Genomic DNA, 17,342 nt, shown 5'->3' with positions numbered 1-17,342 from the left:
AATGATTTCAGAAGAGAATCTAATAACAATTTGCTCTTTTTGCAACTGATTTTTTACGCTTAGTGATCTAATATATACTATCAAATATATTTGTTAACTTTAAAGCGGGCGTTGAGAGCGAAGATTTTCAGCTAAGGGCGAAGTATATTCTTCCATGGAACTAAAGCTGATTGTGCCTTCATAGCCTTGGGATTTACTGATCATTGAAAATAAGTTTCTTATCTCTTCTTCAAAATCGGAACTAAAAATAGTTTTGGACTTTAACTTTAAGAATAACAAAGTAATATTTTTATTCTCGGTAAATAATCCGTCCAATACTATTTTCCCCAATTGCACGGTATCAAGTTCAATTACAAAACGTCTGACTAACTCTTTGGGTTCCTCTATAGGCTTCTTTATAAAAATTTTTATAAAATATAATATCTCATTATGAATGATGGGAGCAATTATAACTTGCCATGGCATTTTTAAACTGAGTTCATATATATGGTGGGTAACAACTTGTATCTTTCCCTCCAGCTCGTTCTCGGCTATGTGCAAATCCGTTTTACTAAAATTGGTAAGTAGAATTTGAGCAAGGTTAACAGCTAATAAATCATCTCTTGTATCAAGCTTTAATTTAAGTAAATTTAAGTAGTCGGCTGAGTAAGAGAAAGATTGAACTGATTTATGTTCCAAGCTATCTAAAAACCCCAGCATCTCATTTAGGTCATCAAGCTTTAAAGTTCCAACTTCCAAAGGTAAAATTGCACTTAACTCAAGATATATAAAGTCCTCGTTTTTAAATTCAAGTTCACTATTACTAAAAGTAAAATTACCTATAATAGTTTCTAAGATAGCCTCGCTAAATTTATCGTTAGCGTTTATTGTGGCTGATAAAATAACTTTGTTTTCCTCGGAAAGGTATATAACTGATTCACTATATTCGGTAATTTGCAGCAATTTAAATTGAAATTTGTTTCCTTCGTAAAAGATTCCTTCTAAGTTACTTGTATTTTTAGGTAGATGGCCTGAAATGGATTCTAAAATATTAGGGTTATTGGTAATTAAATTTGAGTTTCTTTTATTGACTAATATTGCATGTATAAATTCAGAGGTTTTATCAATTGCAAAAGCCTGTTCAACGTGGGTGCTTTTTGTATAAGATTTGTGTCCCCGTCTTCGTGCCAGGTTAAAAGTCGCAAACGCAGCTTTATTTCCAGAATTTAGAGCATAAATTTTAAGTCTTACGTCCTCTCCCTGTATATAAGGCTCAATAGTAAGTTCCGTACCTGTCTCATAATTTAACTTTGATTTAAGTATCACTTCACCAAGCGCAGTTTTTATCGTAATATGTTGTTTATCTACTCTTACAACCAGCCCATTAATTTGTGTTTTAGGTTTTTGTCTTATCAAGCTTTGCGGAAATGAGGTTATCAGGTTCTCATACCCTATCGGATCGATTGGTCTTATCGGGCGTATGCCGGTTATTTGATCTAACTCATCCATATCAATTATAATGCATAAAATATTTATAAATTAATAAAATTAAACCAAAGCTAATCGGGATGCTTAAATTATCATCCGTTTTCAATTTTTTGGAATAAAGCTCAACAAGTGTAGTAAATGCAGAGGCTATAATCAGAATAGTTAGACTATAGCCGATCTTTTGTAATAAAAATATATATAGAATTTCCGAAATAATTAGAGAGGAAATAAAAAATGTAAGGCTTCCTTCCAATGTCTTATTATATATAGGGCGTTTACCTATGCTTTTACCTACTATTGCGGCTAATGTATCTGAAATGATCAAAACACTGAAGCTGATTATAAAAATTTCCGCATCAAAAATAAATGAGCAAAAGGCGGCGGAAATCATCATATAAGTCGCACCGCTTAAGTTATTTATTTCATGTTCACGATAAATAAAATTAAGCTTAATTTTATTTAAAAATTTTCTTATTTTTTGACCGATCGGTTTTTTGCTGATTCTTAGAGTATCAAATAAAGTTAGCGATAGAGCTAAAGTAAAAAAGACTGCTTGCATGAAATTTATCGGAATGAAGAGTAAAGAAAGCGGAACCCATATGGAAGATAAATGTATAAGTTTCCTAAATATTTCATTAGTTAAATTTTGTTTATGCTGCATTTTTTCCAAGCTATCTTATATTGTTAATATTTATTAGGAATGATATTATAAATATATAATAGCTAAAAAATTCCTTATGCAAAATTTAATTTATATAATAATTGCGGCAAGCATATTAATATTGCTTTTAATAATAGTAATAAGCATTCTTATATCTAAATCCGACCAAAAAAAGGTAAATAAATTAGTTGAAGAAATTGTTAATGAATCGCCCTTTCGTAAAAGTGATCCTAAAGCACTCAGGCCGCATAATGAACCGCTGGCACGTAATAAACTTGCAGAGAAGCTAAAGCAGGAAGAGATGGAGTCGGCGGTTAGCATATATAATCCTAAAGGCCTGGATAAACAGTTTGAAGACGTTAAGATTGTTGGCCTTGCCGAGCCTAAAGGATTCTGGTCAAGATTTATCATGGGTCAAAAAATGAGTTATATTATGGCAAGGCTGCAATTTCAAAATAATGCGCCTAATAACGGGTTTTGGACTAACTTAATAAAAGCCCAATCCGCTTCGCAAGGTAAAGACCAGGGCAGGGGTAGATAAAATTAAAATAATATTGATCAAGCCTTTATAAGTTTATTTATAAAGTTTCGCTTTATATTAATTCCTTAATATATTTGTTAATATTTTATTTATTGTGATAATAAAGAAGAAAGTATTGACATATATAAGTGAAAGTATGAAGGTGAATATGATTATTGAATTATTAATGTAGGAGTTTTCTATGCCTAAATTAAAACAAGTATTAAAAAACCTAGTAAGCGATAAAGATGAAAGAGCTGAGAAGTGCTTTGATGTGGTTGTAAAAGAAAACGGTATTGAGCTTTGTGACGCTAATACCGGGGTTGAAGTTAATTCTCCGACGGTAATAACCGGGATTGAGATGTATGATGGGGGGTCTTTATTGGAATATTGCCTTAATGCTTTTAAAGAGAAGGGGCTTATTGAGTGTAATAATCCCGTTAAGGTTCATGAAGTTTATAACAGCGGTGAGATTCAATGTATAAACGGTATTATCGATAAAGTACAAGTTCGTCCAAGCATTCTTGATTCCGGCAAAGAAACTTCCATAGGGAAGTCAATTAACCAATACGGCAAAGAAATACCGGGTTGTAAAATCATTATAAGAGATTTTAACCCTAAAGAAGGTGATCAAATTGATCTTTTTAAACTTTACGGCAAAGCCTTTAATAATGTAAATATCTTTGATATTACTATGAATGAGCAGCCTTCTAAAGCTTTTCACATTGCAGGTGATTCGGCGGAATGTACCGTTGCGCTTTACGGATATAGTGGTGATTTAACCCAAGATATGTTCGTATTGCCTCAACATATTGAAGGGCATACTGAGCTGTAAACCTTAAATAATCAGGTATGAGCGGGATGATGAAAAGGCATTAACTTCACTGTATAATTTAAATGTTAATCATCATCCTAGCTTGCCTCACCCTCGAGGAATGCTTTACTGTTAAGGACATATTAATTTCTTAAAACGACTTTCTTTAAAGTAATTCTATAGTTACTTTGTCTTCATAACTTTAGCCTCTTGAACTTCCTTACTATCTCCTGCCTAATGTTGACAAGCCTTGTTTAATCAGTTGCTCTAAAGTTATTTCATTATTTTGATTATAAATTTCGGTAAGTGCCTTATAAGCTTCGCTACGATTAAACCCTAAATTTGATAGGGCGGAAAGCGCATCACCGACTATATTTTGCGATTGTGAGGCGGAGATGGAGGATTTGTTTGGTGAACCCCCGGTTAAGCCGCCGGATAACGAAGTTATGCCTTCTTTGTTTTGCAGCTCATTAACGATTCGGGAGGCGAGTTTGGCTCCAATCCCTGATACCTGCTTAAAGCTATTATAGTCCTGAGCTAAAATTGCGCCGATCAGTTGATCGGGGGTTAAAATACCTAATATGGAAAGTGCCATCCTAGCCCCTACACCTTGCACGGTTTGTAGCAATTTAAACCATTTCTTCTGAGAACTATCGGTGAAACCGTATAAAGTAAGCTGATCTTCCTTTACTATCATTTCAATAAGAATAGCTAAGTTTTGGTTTATGTTAAGGGATGCCAAGGTGCTACCTGCGCAGTAAACTAAGTAGCCGACACCGCTTACGTCGAGTATTAAATGATCATCTTCTATTGAGTCAATAACCCCGGTAAGTTTACCTATCATATATAAATTCACATAAGTTTTTTATATAGAGCCATAAAAAATGATTTACTGCAATAAAAGTTGTTGAATTATTTGTAACAATAGGCATAATGCAGTTTCATATTGTGCCCGCATGATGGAATGGTAGACATAACGGACTTAAAATCCGTGGGGAGCGATCCCTTGCCGGTTCAAGTCCGGCTGCGGGTACCATTTTTTCTTTATTATTCATATTTATTCATAAAAGTTTTATTTATTTAATTAATTCTCTAAATTATAATTGTTTTTATATATATTATTAATTTAGGTGCATTAATATGCTTAATACTCCGTTTAAAAATACCACTTTAACTTTCTTGCTTCCAATTGAACAAGATCCTGAAAGTGAAACATTAGCTATATATAATAAACTTCCGGCAGCCTTTGAAAAAGTAAAAATTGATGTCGGCTTCATTGGCGTAGAGCCGGGCGAGTTACAGGAAGAGGGGAAATATGAAAATTTAATTGAACGTTTGAGAGAGGCCGGATTTAACAATGCAAAAGCATCGGTTGATCGAGCAATGATGGTGTTAAAGGACGGGGGAAAGATGTGTGCATCCGAAGCGCACGCTCAATTAACTACTAAAAGGAATGAAGTAAAAGGGGATATAAAAAATGTTGTGTTTTGTCTGGATCAGCCGGAAGCATTGCAAAAAAAGATGAAAAATACTTTTGAAGATATTAATGCAATATTAGAAATGGCGGTAGAAAATTATAATAATATAATTAGCTCGGGAGAAGCTGAAAAAGCTCGTTTTTTTGAAAAGCTCCCAAACTTAAAAGATATGGTATATCTATTAGACGAAAATGAATTTCCGTATTCTCTACCGCATATATTATTAACCAAAACTAAAGCTGAAGCCGGATATGATAAAGAAATATTGTTTAACGCTTATAATCATGAAAGCGTTCTTAGTGCTACATTTATGCATCAGGATATATTTAATATACTTACCGCTGACTATAAACCGGGATTCACTATTTATGTCTCAAGCGAAGTAAAAAAAAGTGATGATATAGCAGTATCTTTTCCGGACGGAGAAGTTTTTATGGTGTTGCCAAGTGAGAGTTCGGAAATTACGCGCGCAGGTATAGTTCATGAAGCGGCGCACAGCATGTTTTATATGCTTTTTTCAAACGATAGTAAACCTTTCGGCAAAAATGATTATTTTATGCAGGAATTATACCTGAAAGCCGAGCGCGGTACTTTGGAAAAACTGGCTGAAGTGTTAGGCTTAAATGAAGGAAATCCCGCTCTTTCAAGCTGTTCAAACCGTGAGCTTATTGATTTAATCAAGAATAAATCCTTACTAAGTTTATTCCCTTTTAAAAAAGCTTATGATCAAATTAATTCAGGTGAAATTGATGACTTTCAATTAAGCAATCAAGTAAAGGAGTTTATTAAAAGATTTAGTGATAAATCTGAAGAAGAACTGGAAAATATCTACCGGATGACCGGTAAAGAGCAGTCCAATGAAATAATTAAAATTATAAACAGTGTATGTCATAATTACCAAGATGAAATTAATTCTTTAATTCTAAAACTTGGGGATATGGAGCTTACTGAAAGGATTTTCGATTTTATCTATAGGGGCTCTCATGAATATGAAGCAGAACTGATAGTAAGAGTACCTGAGCTATTTACCAGAGGCGTTAATGAGGAGCTGATCGATTACTATTTTGCGGATATGATATCTTTTTGGAAAACAAATATTTCACCTGAAGTCTCAAAATATTTAGATGCTAATAAGGAGCAATTCGGCTTAGAAGAATTATCTTATAACGAGTTCATCGCATCACCGGGTGAAAACGAGATCATTCAATAACGTTTCCTGCATTAGCAGATAACCATGCAACATATTTTTAAACAAAAAAACTTACACAATAAAAAAGGGCTCTTATTAAAAAAGCCCTTTTAAACAAACTTAACACTTTTTTACTGGAACGTTATCTTGATTGGAAGCCTTGAATAAAGGCTGAAGTTATGTTTTTAACTTTATCCTTTTCTTCGGGTACCCAATTTTTTTTCATAGGCTTATTAAATTTTAAGTAACCTATGTAAATGAGAATAACAGCTTGCAGCAAAAACATACCTGCGGTTATCGCGGAAGCTTTCAGCTCGGAATAATGAAGTAAGGTTATCGCATACTTATATATATAATAAGATAGATAACACTCAGCTACTATTAAGCTGATAAATCCTAATAACATAAGCATTATAACGCACATAGAAAAATTACTATTTTGCTGCGGGCTTACTATTCTGTTTTTAAGATATTCTAAAACCATATATTTAAGCATATGCCTACTCTTATTTTTTTGAAAAAAGCTTAGCTAGCATTGCACCGACAAGCATTGCAGCTGTGACTGATACCATAGGATGCGCTCTAACTTGATCTTCCAGGCAAGAAACACCTTTTTTAAGTTTGTCTTCGGCATCGTTCATCATATCTTTGGCTTTTGCGCCCATTTCATAAGCTCTATCTTCAATATTTTCCGCCATTTCTTTACCTCTCTCTTTAAGCTCGGTGTATTTGTTTCCGATATTTTCCGCGACCTCTTTGCCTTTTTCTTTATATTCATTGTATTTATCTTCAGCAGCAGCGCCGGCTTTTTTTGTTGTATCGGCTAGATCTTTTTTGATGGATTGGTAGTCGTTCTTTAAGTTTTCAGTCTGTTTCATAAACTTATCTCCTATAATTTATTATTGTATTTAAAACAATAGTAGTTAGTAAAAATCGTTTAATGACCTAGATATCATTTGTAAAAATTTACATGATAGTTAGATACCTAGCACACAAATTTACCTTTTACAATTTTTTTATTAGTTTTTTATTACAAATGTTATAATTGTTAATATTTACCGTCCTAGCAAGCAGAGAAGCTATATAAGGTAACAACATATTAACATATTACTTTTATGTCCGGAAAAAACGGTAGTATAGTTTATGGGTCTCTTGCTTCAATTATATTGAGTTGTTTTAACTTCCCGATTGACAAATTAAGAGTACGCTAACAATATCTTTATAAATATTTTTTAACTTAAGTTTTATCCATGCGTAAATTTTTTACTTCGATCATTGTAATAGTTATAATACTTTTAATAGCTAACTTCGGTTTCTGGTTTGCACACACCCGCACTATAACAAAATCAGTAGAAACTATGACCAAGCAGCTTGTTTTAAAGGGAGTGGAATTTAAGTATAAAGACATCAAATTTACTAATTTTCTAGCTTGGGATGTAAAAGCGGTAATTGAAAGCCCTTCAATAAAATACGGTTCAGGTAAGTATTATAATATTAAAAATATGGAAAGAATCGACTTAAGAAGTAACCCGATCCGTAATCGAGTAAAAATAATTTTTCCAAGTCAATTGCACTCGGTAGCTAACTCCATAAGTCATAAGCAGGAATTATTAATTAAGTTTAAAGATTTTGAAGGTAATAAACGACCTTTTTTAAGTTTAAAGCTGAACGGATCTCTTGCAAAGCTTAAAGATGAGACGGATACTTCCAAGTTTAATAATCACATACAAGAAATGCTTTATTATAATGATAAGTTTGAAGCATATGATAAAACCAATGAAAATCAGTTATTATTCAGCGGAGATTGCTTTAGTTTTTGGATAGTCAACAAAAATGAGAATAATAGTATTTCATCGGGTATAAAATTTACTATGCCGAATTTGAAATATAATCCTAACTATGCTGCTAAAGACGCTAAGATGCAATCCAGGCATTTAAGCCAAGTTGAGTTAGGTGATATAAGCTTAGAGCTTGATTTGTTAATTAATGAATTAAAGCACCATTCTGAAGAAAGTGAGAAGAAAAATAAATCATCGCCTGTTTCTAAACCTGCTGTTAATACTCAAAAAATTGAGTTTAAAAAAGCTGAAATCAGTACCCAGCCTTTCGGAATAACTATTCAAGGAGGGTATGAGAAAATTTCAAGTGATTCTTTTCCTTTATTTAACTTTAAAGTTTATTTAAGAGGATATGAAAAAATGTTGGAAATCTATGCTTCGGAAATCAATAATTATATTGATCAGGTTTCAAGCAATCAGCGTTTAATGCCGATAAAAAAGGTAAATGAGGAGCAGGTTCACACTTTTGCCGGGATGTTAAAGAGACTTTCCGTCGGTGAGGTGGAAAATAAGAATGATATTATTTTAGAGATAATCAGAACACCTGATGCGGCCACAATTTCAGGTAAGCCGATAATGCTGGTGATTAAGCAGATTCAAGCCATTTTCTTTGCTAATCTTCCGGGGCTTAGAGCTTTTAAAGCTCCCGATGAAATAGTGGAAGATAACTCTATCAGTTCGGAAGAAATAATGAATCCTACTAAGGAAAAATAATTTTATATGCCTTTATATCTAATATATGCGTTGCTTGGGATTTCAATAGGCATGGCTATAACTATAGCTGTGCTTCTTATTAAGCATCAAACATCCTGTGATTTAATCAGGGAGCTTAAGTTTAGTCTTACAAGATTATCGGAAATAATTGAAGTTAATTCCAAGCAAGCCAGAGAAGATAGCTTTAAACACTTAACTCATACTAATAACTCGATGAGAGACAGCCTGCAAAGTATGGGGCAAATGCAAAAGAATCAATTGGAATTGTTCGGTAAGCAAATTTCCGACCTCACCAAGCTTAACGAAATTAAATTTGATAATATTAGAAAAGATTTATCGGAAAGTTTACATAAACTTCAAACCGACAATAGCTTGAAACTGGAAAAAATGCGTGAAACCGTGGAAGAGAAGCTTCACACTACTTTGGAAACCAGATTGAGCGAATCATTTAAGATGGTGAGTGAAAGGCTGGAAGTGGTGCATAAAGGCTTAGGAGAAATGCAGACTTTAGCAAGCGGTGTGGGTGATTTAAAGAAAGTTTTAACTAATATAAAAGTGCGCGGTATTTGGGGAGAAGTTCAGCTTGATTCCCTGATCACACAAATGCTTACTAATGAACAATATGAAAAAAATGTATTAGTGATTCCTGAGAAGAGTAATAGAGTTGAGTTCGCAGTTAAATTACCCGGAAAAGAGCTTGAGAAAACGGTATGGCTGCCGATTGACTCTAAATTCCCTATTGAGGATTTTCATAGGTTACTTGAAGCTCAGGAGAAAGGAAATTTAGAGGAAGTAGAGCAATATTCAAAATTGCTTGAAAGCAGTATAAAATCTTGTGCTAAACTAATATCCGAAAAATATATTCAGCCTCCTCATACTACTGATTTCGCCATTATGTTTTTGCCTGTGGAAACCCTTTATGCCGAGGCAATCAGAAGAACGGGTTTGATTGAATTTCTGCAAAGAGAATATAGAATAATTATTACCAGTCCGACTACATTAAGCGCTATATTAAACAGTCTGCAAATGGGCTTCAAAACTTTGGTAATCGAAAAGCGCTCCAGTGAAGTTTGGAAAGTTTTAAGTGCAGTTAAGAATGAGTTCTACAAATTTTCCGATATACTTAACAAAACTAAGTTAAAATTAGATCAGGCAAGTAAAGTGATAGGGGATGCCGAGGTCAGAACCCGGTCAATTCAGCGCAAACTTAAAAATGTAGAAAGTTTATCGGAGAATGATAACTCCGGTGAGCTTCAAGACCTGGTAGAACCGCCGATAATATAATTTAATTTTTTTAATAAGCTGAGTAATTAGTTATTACTGACCTTCAAATCTACCAAAGAATTCTTTGATCAGCTGAGTGACCTGGTTATGATCCGAAGAGCGGTTAATAGATGATCTGAATTCAGCTGAGCCATGTAGGCTTGAGCTATACCAGCTGATATGCTTCCTTGCCATCATCATCCCTGCTTGCGTTCCGTAATATAACAATATCTCTTCATAATGTTCCAACAAGGTTTCAAGCTTAACTGCAATAGAAGGATCAGGTAGTTTTTCACCTGTCAATAAATAATGAGCTAATTGGTTTATAAGCCACGGTTTCCCATAAACACCACGCCCGATCATTATACCATCGGCTTTTGATTTTTCTAACGCCTGATCCGCATCGGCAAAAGTTTTTATATCACCGTTGGTAATTACCGGAATATTAACGCTTTCTTTAACTTTTTTGATAAATTCCCAATCTGCCGAGCCGGAATAAAATTGGCAGCGGGTGCGCCCGTGAACGGTTATCATTTTTATCCCGACATCCTCTGCCATTTTTGCAAGTTTCGGAGCATTAAGGCTATTGTCGTCCCAACCCATTCGCATTTTAAGGGTAACCGGGATCTTCACCGCTTTAACAGTCGCTTCTAAAATTTTAAAAGCTTTATCTTCATCTCGCATAAGAGCAGAACCTGAGTAGCTGTTAACTACCTTTTTAGCAGGGCAACCGAAGTTAATATCAATAATCTTTGCTCCCATATCTTCATTTAACCTGGCAGCTTCAGCCATGATATCAGGTTCACAGCCAGCTAACTGTACGGAAGTTAAGCCTCCCTCCTGATCAAGCTCACACTTTTGCATGGATTGACGGGTTTGCACGATCATCGCGCGACTTGCGACCATCTCGGTCACTAGTAATGGTGCACCGAACTTTCTTACCATCTTGCGAAAAGGCTTATCAGTGACCCCCGACATTGGGGCAAGAATAACAGGGGAGCTAATTTTATAATTTTCAATGCTAAATGTCATATATGTAACGTTATTGAAAAGATATTTGTGATATAATTGCTACTTATTATTTAAAAATAAATAAAAGTATGGGTTTTAAGCTTGTAAATCATATCTCGATTTATAATATCGCCCAAAATACAGCAAAACATATTGCGGAGCAAGTAAAATGAATAAATTTATAACGGCAACTATCCTTGGATTATTTCCCTTAACGGCTTTAGCGGGAGATAATTTTGAAGGAATAAAATTAAAATTAGGCGGTAGCCTTAATACTCAAGCAGGATACGTTCAGCAGAAAGAAGCTTTCAGATATAAAACGCCTACAAGAGCAGATAGCGGCAAACTTAATTCTTCTGCAATTGTTAATGATACAAAAATTAAAATCGAAGTTGACGGTGATTATAACGGATTGAAATACGGCGGCGCAATTAAGCTTTACGCGGATACCTCAAGAGCTAAAAACGGATCGAAAGATATTGCCGACAGCGTAATGACTTATGTGGAATCCGGCTTTGGAAGAATTGAAGCGGGAAGCCATGGCGGTGCAACCGATAAAATGAAAGTTTCTGCGGTAAGCATTGCTAAAGCGACTGGCGGTATCGATGGAGATTATAAATTTTGGATACATCAAAATACTTCGCAACGAGAAGCTAATCCTAATCCTGCCAAGCGGGAATTTGAAAGCTATGAGGATATTTTTGTTTCCGATCCTTATTTGGCAGTCGGTACTGAAATCACATCGAAGGCTAATAAAATTTCTTATTATACTCCTTCATTTAACGGGTTTAAAGCCGGTGTAAGCTACGCTCCGGATTCTGAAGCGAAAGGAACGATTGCGAATGCAAAAATGCATACCAGGAAAAATGACAGAGGGTTAGGTTATACTAATATAGTGGAACTTGCACTTCAGTATGAACAATCATTCGATGAGTTTGAATTTAATACTTCTTTATTATTCCAACACGGGAAAGCAAAAAAATATATAGTTGAAGGCGTAGAAAAAGGTAGAAAGAAGTTAAATGCATGGGAAGTAGGAGCGCTTATTAAATATCAAGGTTTCTCAGTTGCAGGTTCATATATTGATTGGGGCAAAACCGGAGCGACCACAGCTAAAGTTGCAGGGCAAAAATACGGTGCTTCGCTATGGAACGTGGGAGCTGCATATGAAACCGATAAATTCGGAGCAAGCGTAACTTATTATGAAAGTAAGCGAGGTGCAACCGTATCTTGGAATCGAACTGCCGACGCATTCGTCGATAACCCTGCTTCCGAATACAACAAATTAAAAGTCGTTTCTTTAGGCGTGGAATATAAACTTGCTCAAGGGCTTATGCCTTATGCTGAAGCAACCCACTTTAAGCATGACAGAGCGGGAACCGTTAAAGATAACAAAGGCCAGGTTTACTTAGCCGGTGTGAAGGTTTCTTTCTAAATAAGACTCATTACTAATATAAAATGAAAAGCGGTACTTAAGTGCCGCTTTTTGTTATTATATAAGGTGCTTTTTAGCAAGAACCCCTGTTGCTGAATCGCAACTTTTTCTTCATAAAAAATAGAAATCAAAAAGTAAATGTTGAGGGCTTAGGGTAACTTATGCTTAATTAAGATCTATAAACGAGCCAATTGGCTTTTTAATAATAAACCTAAAAAAGGGAAAACGATGATTAAAAAAGTATTATTAACATCTGCACTTGTAGCAAGCTTCGCAGCTACTGCTAATGCCGGTGATTCATCTGAGGTTTCTGGCCCGCAAGTAACACTCGGCGGTTCGCTTGATACTCAACTCGGATATGTTCAACAGAAGAAAGCTTTTAGGCATTCTAATCCAAGCGATACAACAACTTCTAAACTTAACAATCACTCACTTGTTAATGATACCAAGTTATGGGTTAAGATTGATGGTGAAGCTGAATCAGGCCTAAAATATGGTGGTATGGTTAAGCTTAATGCAGATACTTCTAAAGCTAAAGAAGATTTTTTTGCTGATACTGGTGATAGCAACAGAAGAGCTGAGCAAACTATGGCTTATGTTGAAGGTGCATTCGGTCATATCGAAATGGGTAATACTCATGGTGCGAGCCACGCAATGCATGTTGATGCTTCTACTTTTGCAAGAGCAACCGGTGGGATAATCGGTGATGCAAAATATTGGTGGAATTCAAAAGCTGCTGATGGAAATAATTTTAAAGATTTATTCCTTGTAAGCCCAAACCTTCCTACTAATAACTTAGGGCAGGTCGGAAGTAAAGGAGTTAATGCAGGTAAAGTTTCTTACTATACTCCAAGCTTTTCTGGTTTTATGATCGGTCTTTCTTATACGCCTGATGTTCAATCTTATGGAACTGTGGCTGAAGCTAGAGGCGTAACAACTTCTGTAGCTAGTAGGCAAGCATTCAAAAACGTATTTGAAGCTGGTTTAAAATATGAATACATGTTTGACCAAGTCGGTGTTAAAGCAGCTCTTACCGGCCAAGCAGGAGATTCTAAGAAAGTTAATACTGCTGGCGCACTAAACAAAACTTATAGAAGCTTAAAAGCTTGGAATGCAGGCTTAAATTTAAACTTCATGGGTGTTAACCTTGGTGGTTCTTATGGTGATTGGGGTAAATCTACAGTTCGTAAAGATACTAGCGCTAAAGGTACTAAGTATTGGACTTTAGGTGCAGGTTATGAGTTTGGCCCAGCTGGTGTAAGCTTAACTTATGCTAACACACAAACCGGTGTTCAGGAAAATGCTAAGAGAAACAAGCTCGAGATGCTTTCTTTAGGGCTTGATTATAAATTAGCTCCAGGCCTAATGCCTTATGCTGAAGTTACTTGCTTCAAGAGCAAAGACAATACATTTGATGGTGCTACTACTTATGCGAGCAACAAAGGTACAGTATTCTTACTTGGATCTAAACTCCAGTTCTAATACTTGTTGCTTAAAAAGCTTTAAGATTAAAAAAGCAGAGTGTAAAAGCTCTGCTTTTTTTATTTTTTAATAACTTAGTTATTGATATATAAAAAATTAAAAATTTAAATGCCTATAAAACCTAATTTTTATTAAAATCAACTGAATTATTTTAATTTATATTATCTTAATAGATTGAAAAACATCTAAAATTGCTATTTAATTAATAAATAAGGGGCTAATTTATTATAAAAGATAATTATTATAAATTATTCTTATGTTATTAACTGAGAGGGAGGCGATTATGGACTCGATAAGCAAAGTTAACTATGCTAAAATGATCGATGAGTTGAATCAAAAGATAAGCTCGGGAGAAGTTAAAATTGAAAAACCTTTATATGAAGGTATGGGTACGGCAGAAACGGCCGGTGAAGTTGAAGTAAGCGGCAATGAGTTGGATTTTTCAGCATCGATTGCTAAGGGTGCTATGCTTCATGAGCTAAGTAGTAAAGTCGTGAGCGGTGAAGTTCCGTATATTGATTCTGAGTCAAGTGAAGCGATTGATGAGTTTGTTAGTGCCGGCTCAAATTGTGAAGCGGTTTAAATAGCATATTTTCATATTTTAAAGTAAGTAAAATTTACTAAAAAGGTCTTAAGTAGTTGTAAGCTTAAGACCTTTTTCTATTGTGAGAGGAAATTATCGCTTGCATATCAGCAATAAAATACTAACATATAAATATTTAGTAGAATATTTATTGAATATGCAACATATAAAAGTACGGCCGCTATCCCCGCATTTAGGGATATATAAGCCCCAAATAAGCTCAGTCTTATCCATTTTTCATCGCGTCTCTGGTGTGGCTTTGTTTATCGGTTTAATTGGCATCATCTGGTGGATTATCTATTTGCCGTATATGCAAGATCCGGAAAACTGTATTATATGGAAATTTTTTGCGCATCCAGCGGGAAAAGCATTTTTAATGCTCTGGAGCTACTCGCTTTTTTTTCATACCTGTACAGGTATTAGACACCTATTTTGGGATTTCGGTATGGGTTTCTCGATAGAGGCTATGAATAAAAGCGGTTGGCTTTCGATCGTAATTTCCTTAATTCTAGCTGTAGTTTCATGGATAATAGCTTTAAGGATGGGAGTATAAATATGGATTATAATTCACCATTAAGTAAAGCTAAGGGCTTAGGTTCCGCAAGAAACGGAACTGCACATATGATTCATCAAAGATTTACCGCAATCGCTTTGGTTCCGCTTTGTATATGGTTTGTAATTTCAGTAATACTGATTTTAAGAAGCCCTAAAGAGATGATACCTCAATATATCATTTCGCCGATAAATATGACTTTTATAATTTTATTTATATGTGTTTCCATTTATCACGGTATGATCGGGATGAGGGTGATAATAGAAGATTACGTACATCGTAAATATATTAAAATCTGGTCGCTTATAATATTGTATTTTGTTTCAATAGTGACTTTAACATGCGGGATTATTTCATTGTTCAGCATGCATATTGTGTTTAGAATCGTCGGGTGAGAGTAAAGAAAAATGAGTACGTATAAAATTATTGATCATGAATATGATGTGGTTGTGGTCGGAGCAGGTGGAGCCGGATTAAGAGCAACCCTTGGTATGGCTGAAAAAGGTTTAAAAACCGCATGTATTTCAAAAGTGTTCCCTACTCGAAGCCACACGGTTGCTGCGCAAGGCGGAATTAGCGCCGCACTCGGCAATATGGGAGAAGATGATTGGCGTTGGCATGCATATGACACGGTTAAAGGCTCGGATTGGCTCGGAGATCAGGATGCAATCCAGTATATGTGCCAAAATGCGCCGCAAGCAATCATTGAACTTGAGCATTACGGTGTGCCGTTTTCACGTACAAAGGAAGGAAAGATTTATCAACGCCCGTTCGGCGGGATGACTACCGAGTACGGTGAAGGTAAAGCTGCACAAAGAACATGTGCTGCTGCCGATAGAACCGGGCATGCTATTTTACATACTTTATATCAGCAATGCTTAAAACGTAATGCAGAGTTCTTTATTGAATATTTCTCCCTTGATCTAATCATGGTTGACGGTGAGTGTAGAGGGGTGACTGCATATTGTTTGGAAGACGGAACGCTGCACCGTTTTAAAGCTCATCTGGTCGTACTTGCTACGGGCGGATACGGCAGGGCTTATTTCTCGGCAACTTCTGCGCACACCTGCACCGGTGATGGCGGTGGTATGGCGTTAAGAGCAGGATTACCACTACAGGATATGGAATTTGTTCAATTCCACCCGACCGGTATTTACGGAGCAGGATGTTTAATCACCGAAGGGGTGAGAGGAGAAGGTGGATATCTTATAAACAGCAACGGTGAAAGATTTATGGAGCGTTACGCTCCGACCGCTAAAGACTTAGCTTCAAGGGATGTAGTAAGTCGCTCGATGATGATGGAGATCAGAGAAGGAAGAGGATGTGGCGCAAATAAAGATCATATTCACTTAGTGCTTTCTCACCTTGATCCGAAAGTAATTCATGAAAGGCTACCGGGTATATCGGAGACGGCCAGAATATTTGCAGGCGTCGATGTAACCAAACAACCTATACCGGTGCTACCTACCGTGCATTATAATATGGGCGGTATACCGACTAACTATATGGGTGAAGCTTTAACTAAAAAAGGCGAAGAAATGGTGGAAGTTCCAGGGCTTATGGCGATCGGGGAAGCTGCATGTGTTTCAGTCCATGGTGCTAATAGATTAGGATCTAACTCACTACTTGATTTAATCGTGTTCGGAAGAGCGGCGGGAATTAGAGCGGCTGAACTGGTTAAACCTCAAACACCGCATAAGGAATTACCGAAAAATGCTTTTGAACTTGGATTTGCAAGATTTGATAAAATCAGAAACTCAAGCGGTAAACTTCATACCTCGGAAATTAGGAAAGAGATGCAAAAAACCATGCAGACCCATGCCAGTGTCTTTAGGACGGAAGAAGTGATGGCTGAAGGGGTGGAAATGATGAAGAATGTTTATAGCTCATATCAGGATATCGGTATATCCGATAGAGGGTTGATTTGGAACAGTGATCTGGTCGAGGCTTTGGAACTTGATAATTTAAGAGCGCAAGCAGTGGTAACCATCAATGCGGCTTTAAATAGAAAAGAAAGTAGGGGAGCGCACGCCAGAGAAGATTATTCAGAGCGTGATGATAAAAATTGGATGAAGCATAGCTTAACTTATTTAGATGATAAAGGAGAGGTTAGCATTGATTACCGCCCTGTGGTTCTTACTACTCTAGATGAGGAAATGAAAGTGATTCCGCCTAAAAAACGAGTGTATTAATAATGATAAGAATGGTTGTGTAAAAGCCATTCTATCAAGCTTGAAATCTTTTCTTACCATTAATTTAGTATATCTTGTAATATATAAAAATATAGGACATAACTGTATTTTATTAAATAAACTTGACCTTATTTTATAAATT

Annotated in this window: 17 protein-coding genes and 1 tRNA gene; 12 read left to right on the top strand and 6 right to left on the bottom strand. The window is 35.7% G+C overall.

Translation table 11 applies throughout. The features are described 5' to 3' along the window. Positions 1–99 precede the first annotated feature (99 nt). Complete coding sequence (locus I862_RS03200) at positions 100–1,488, bottom strand: hypothetical protein (protein ID WP_038538914.1); 1,389 nt, start codon at positions 1,486–1,488, stop codon at positions 100–102. Between the two features lies 1 nt (position 1,489). Next, the gene (locus tag I862_RS07820) at positions 1,490–2,128 is read right to left on the bottom strand and encodes a diacylglycerol/polyprenol kinase family protein (protein WP_052646354.1); all 639 of its coding nucleotides are present in this window, start codon (positions 2,126–2,128) and stop codon (positions 1,490–1,492) included. Between the two features lie 76 nt (positions 2,129–2,204). Between I862_RS07820 and I862_RS03190 the strand changes: the two genes are divergently transcribed. Together I862_RS03190 and I862_RS03185 are read left to right on the top strand one after the other, a co-directional pair. Further along, positions 2,205–2,669 carry a hypothetical protein gene (locus I862_RS03190; RefSeq protein WP_038538912.1) on the top strand — a complete coding sequence of 155 codons (465 nt, stop codon included), beginning with the start codon at positions 2,205–2,207 and terminating at the stop codon, positions 2,667–2,669. 181 nt (positions 2,670–2,850) lie between these two features. Further along, complete coding sequence (locus I862_RS03185) at positions 2,851–3,483, top strand: hypothetical protein (protein WP_038538910.1); 633 nt, start codon at positions 2,851–2,853, stop codon at positions 3,481–3,483. A gap of 202 nt (positions 3,484–3,685) precedes the next feature. Here the strand turns inward: I862_RS03185 and ruvA are convergent, their stop codons facing one another. Beyond that, positions 3,686–4,306 (bottom strand): Holliday junction branch migration protein RuvA, encoded by a 621-nt coding sequence (gene ruvA / locus I862_RS03180; RefSeq protein ID WP_038538908.1) that lies wholly within the window; start codon positions 4,304–4,306, stop codon positions 3,686–3,688. A 106-nt stretch (positions 4,307–4,412) separates the two neighbouring features. Here ruvA and I862_RS03175 point away from each other — a divergent pair. Together I862_RS03175 and I862_RS03170 are read left to right on the top strand one after the other, a co-directional pair. Further along, positions 4,413–4,498: transfer RNA gene (locus tag I862_RS03175), tRNA-Leu, on the top strand. A gap of 104 nt (positions 4,499–4,602) precedes the next feature. After that, complete coding sequence (locus I862_RS03170; protein WP_038538906.1) at positions 4,603–6,150, top strand: hypothetical protein; 1,548 nt, start codon at positions 4,603–4,605, stop codon at positions 6,148–6,150. A 121-nt stretch (positions 6,151–6,271) separates the two neighbouring features. Here the strand turns inward: I862_RS03170 and I862_RS03165 are convergent, their stop codons facing one another. Next, positions 6,272–6,625 (bottom strand): hypothetical protein, encoded by a 354-nt coding sequence (locus I862_RS03165; protein WP_038538904.1) that lies wholly within the window; start codon positions 6,623–6,625, stop codon positions 6,272–6,274. A 10-nt stretch (positions 6,626–6,635) separates the two neighbouring features. Continuing rightward, the gene (locus tag I862_RS03160; protein WP_038538902.1) at positions 6,636–7,007 is read right to left on the bottom strand and encodes an ElaB/YgaM/YqjD family protein; all 372 of its coding nucleotides are present in this window, start codon (positions 7,005–7,007) and stop codon (positions 6,636–6,638) included. A gap of 372 nt (positions 7,008–7,379) precedes the next feature. Here I862_RS03160 and I862_RS03155 point away from each other — a divergent pair, with 372 nt between their 5' ends. Together I862_RS03155 and I862_RS03150 are read left to right on the top strand one after the other, a co-directional pair. Then, on the top strand, positions 7,380–8,681 hold the full coding sequence (locus tag I862_RS03155; RefSeq protein ID WP_038538900.1) for a hypothetical protein: 1,302 nt from the start codon (positions 7,380–7,382) through the stop codon (positions 8,679–8,681). 6 nt (positions 8,682–8,687) lie between these two features. Further along, positions 8,688–9,965 carry a DNA recombination protein RmuC gene (locus I862_RS03150; RefSeq protein ID WP_038538897.1) on the top strand — a complete coding sequence of 426 codons (1,278 nt, stop codon included), beginning with the start codon at positions 8,688–8,690 and terminating at the stop codon, positions 9,963–9,965. A gap of 33 nt (positions 9,966–9,998) precedes the next feature. Here the strand turns inward: I862_RS03150 and dusB are convergent, their stop codons facing one another. Continuing rightward, positions 9,999–10,976 (bottom strand): tRNA dihydrouridine synthase DusB, encoded by a 978-nt coding sequence (gene dusB / locus I862_RS03145; protein ID WP_038538894.1) that lies wholly within the window; start codon positions 10,974–10,976, stop codon positions 9,999–10,001. Between the two features lie 148 nt (positions 10,977–11,124). On the opposite strand from dusB, the gene I862_RS03140 reads away from it, so the two are divergent. The 6 genes from I862_RS03140 to sdhA all read left to right on the top strand — a co-directional run bounded on the left by I862_RS03140 (position 11,125) and on the right by sdhA (position 17,200). Next, positions 11,125–12,390, top strand: a complete 1,266-nt coding sequence (locus tag I862_RS03140; protein WP_038538891.1) for a porin — start codon at positions 11,125–11,127, stop codon at positions 12,388–12,390. A 228-nt stretch (positions 12,391–12,618) separates the two neighbouring features. Then, positions 12,619–13,872: a porin gene (locus tag I862_RS03135; protein WP_038538888.1), complete on the top strand. Its 1,254-nt coding sequence runs from the start codon at positions 12,619–12,621 to the stop codon at positions 13,870–13,872. 283 nt (positions 13,873–14,155) lie between these two features. Next, positions 14,156–14,455, top strand: coding sequence for a hypothetical protein (locus I862_RS03130; RefSeq protein ID WP_038538885.1), 300 nt, complete (start codon positions 14,156–14,158; stop codon positions 14,453–14,455). A 157-nt stretch (positions 14,456–14,612) separates the two neighbouring features. Further along, on the top strand, positions 14,613–15,008 hold the full coding sequence (sdhC, locus tag I862_RS03125; protein WP_038541208.1) for a succinate dehydrogenase, cytochrome b556 subunit: 396 nt from the start codon (positions 14,613–14,615) through the stop codon (positions 15,006–15,008). Between the two features lie 2 nt (positions 15,009–15,010). Continuing rightward, the gene (sdhD, locus tag I862_RS03120; RefSeq protein WP_038541205.1) at positions 15,011–15,403 is read left to right on the top strand and encodes a succinate dehydrogenase, hydrophobic membrane anchor protein; all 393 of its coding nucleotides are present in this window, start codon (positions 15,011–15,013) and stop codon (positions 15,401–15,403) included. Between the two features lie 12 nt (positions 15,404–15,415). Further along, the gene (sdhA, locus tag I862_RS03115) at positions 15,416–17,200 is read left to right on the top strand and encodes a succinate dehydrogenase flavoprotein subunit (protein WP_038538882.1); all 1,785 of its coding nucleotides are present in this window, start codon (positions 15,416–15,418) and stop codon (positions 17,198–17,200) included. Positions 17,201–17,342 lie beyond the last annotated feature (142 nt).

It is taken from the genome of endosymbiont of Acanthamoeba sp. UWC8, assembly GCF_000730245.1.
Taxonomy (GTDB): domain Bacteria; phylum Pseudomonadota; class Alphaproteobacteria; order Rickettsiales; family Midichloriaceae; genus Jidaibacter.
The sequence above is the reverse complement of the archived record's forward strand: the minus strand, read 5'-3'. Positions and strand labels throughout refer to the sequence as shown.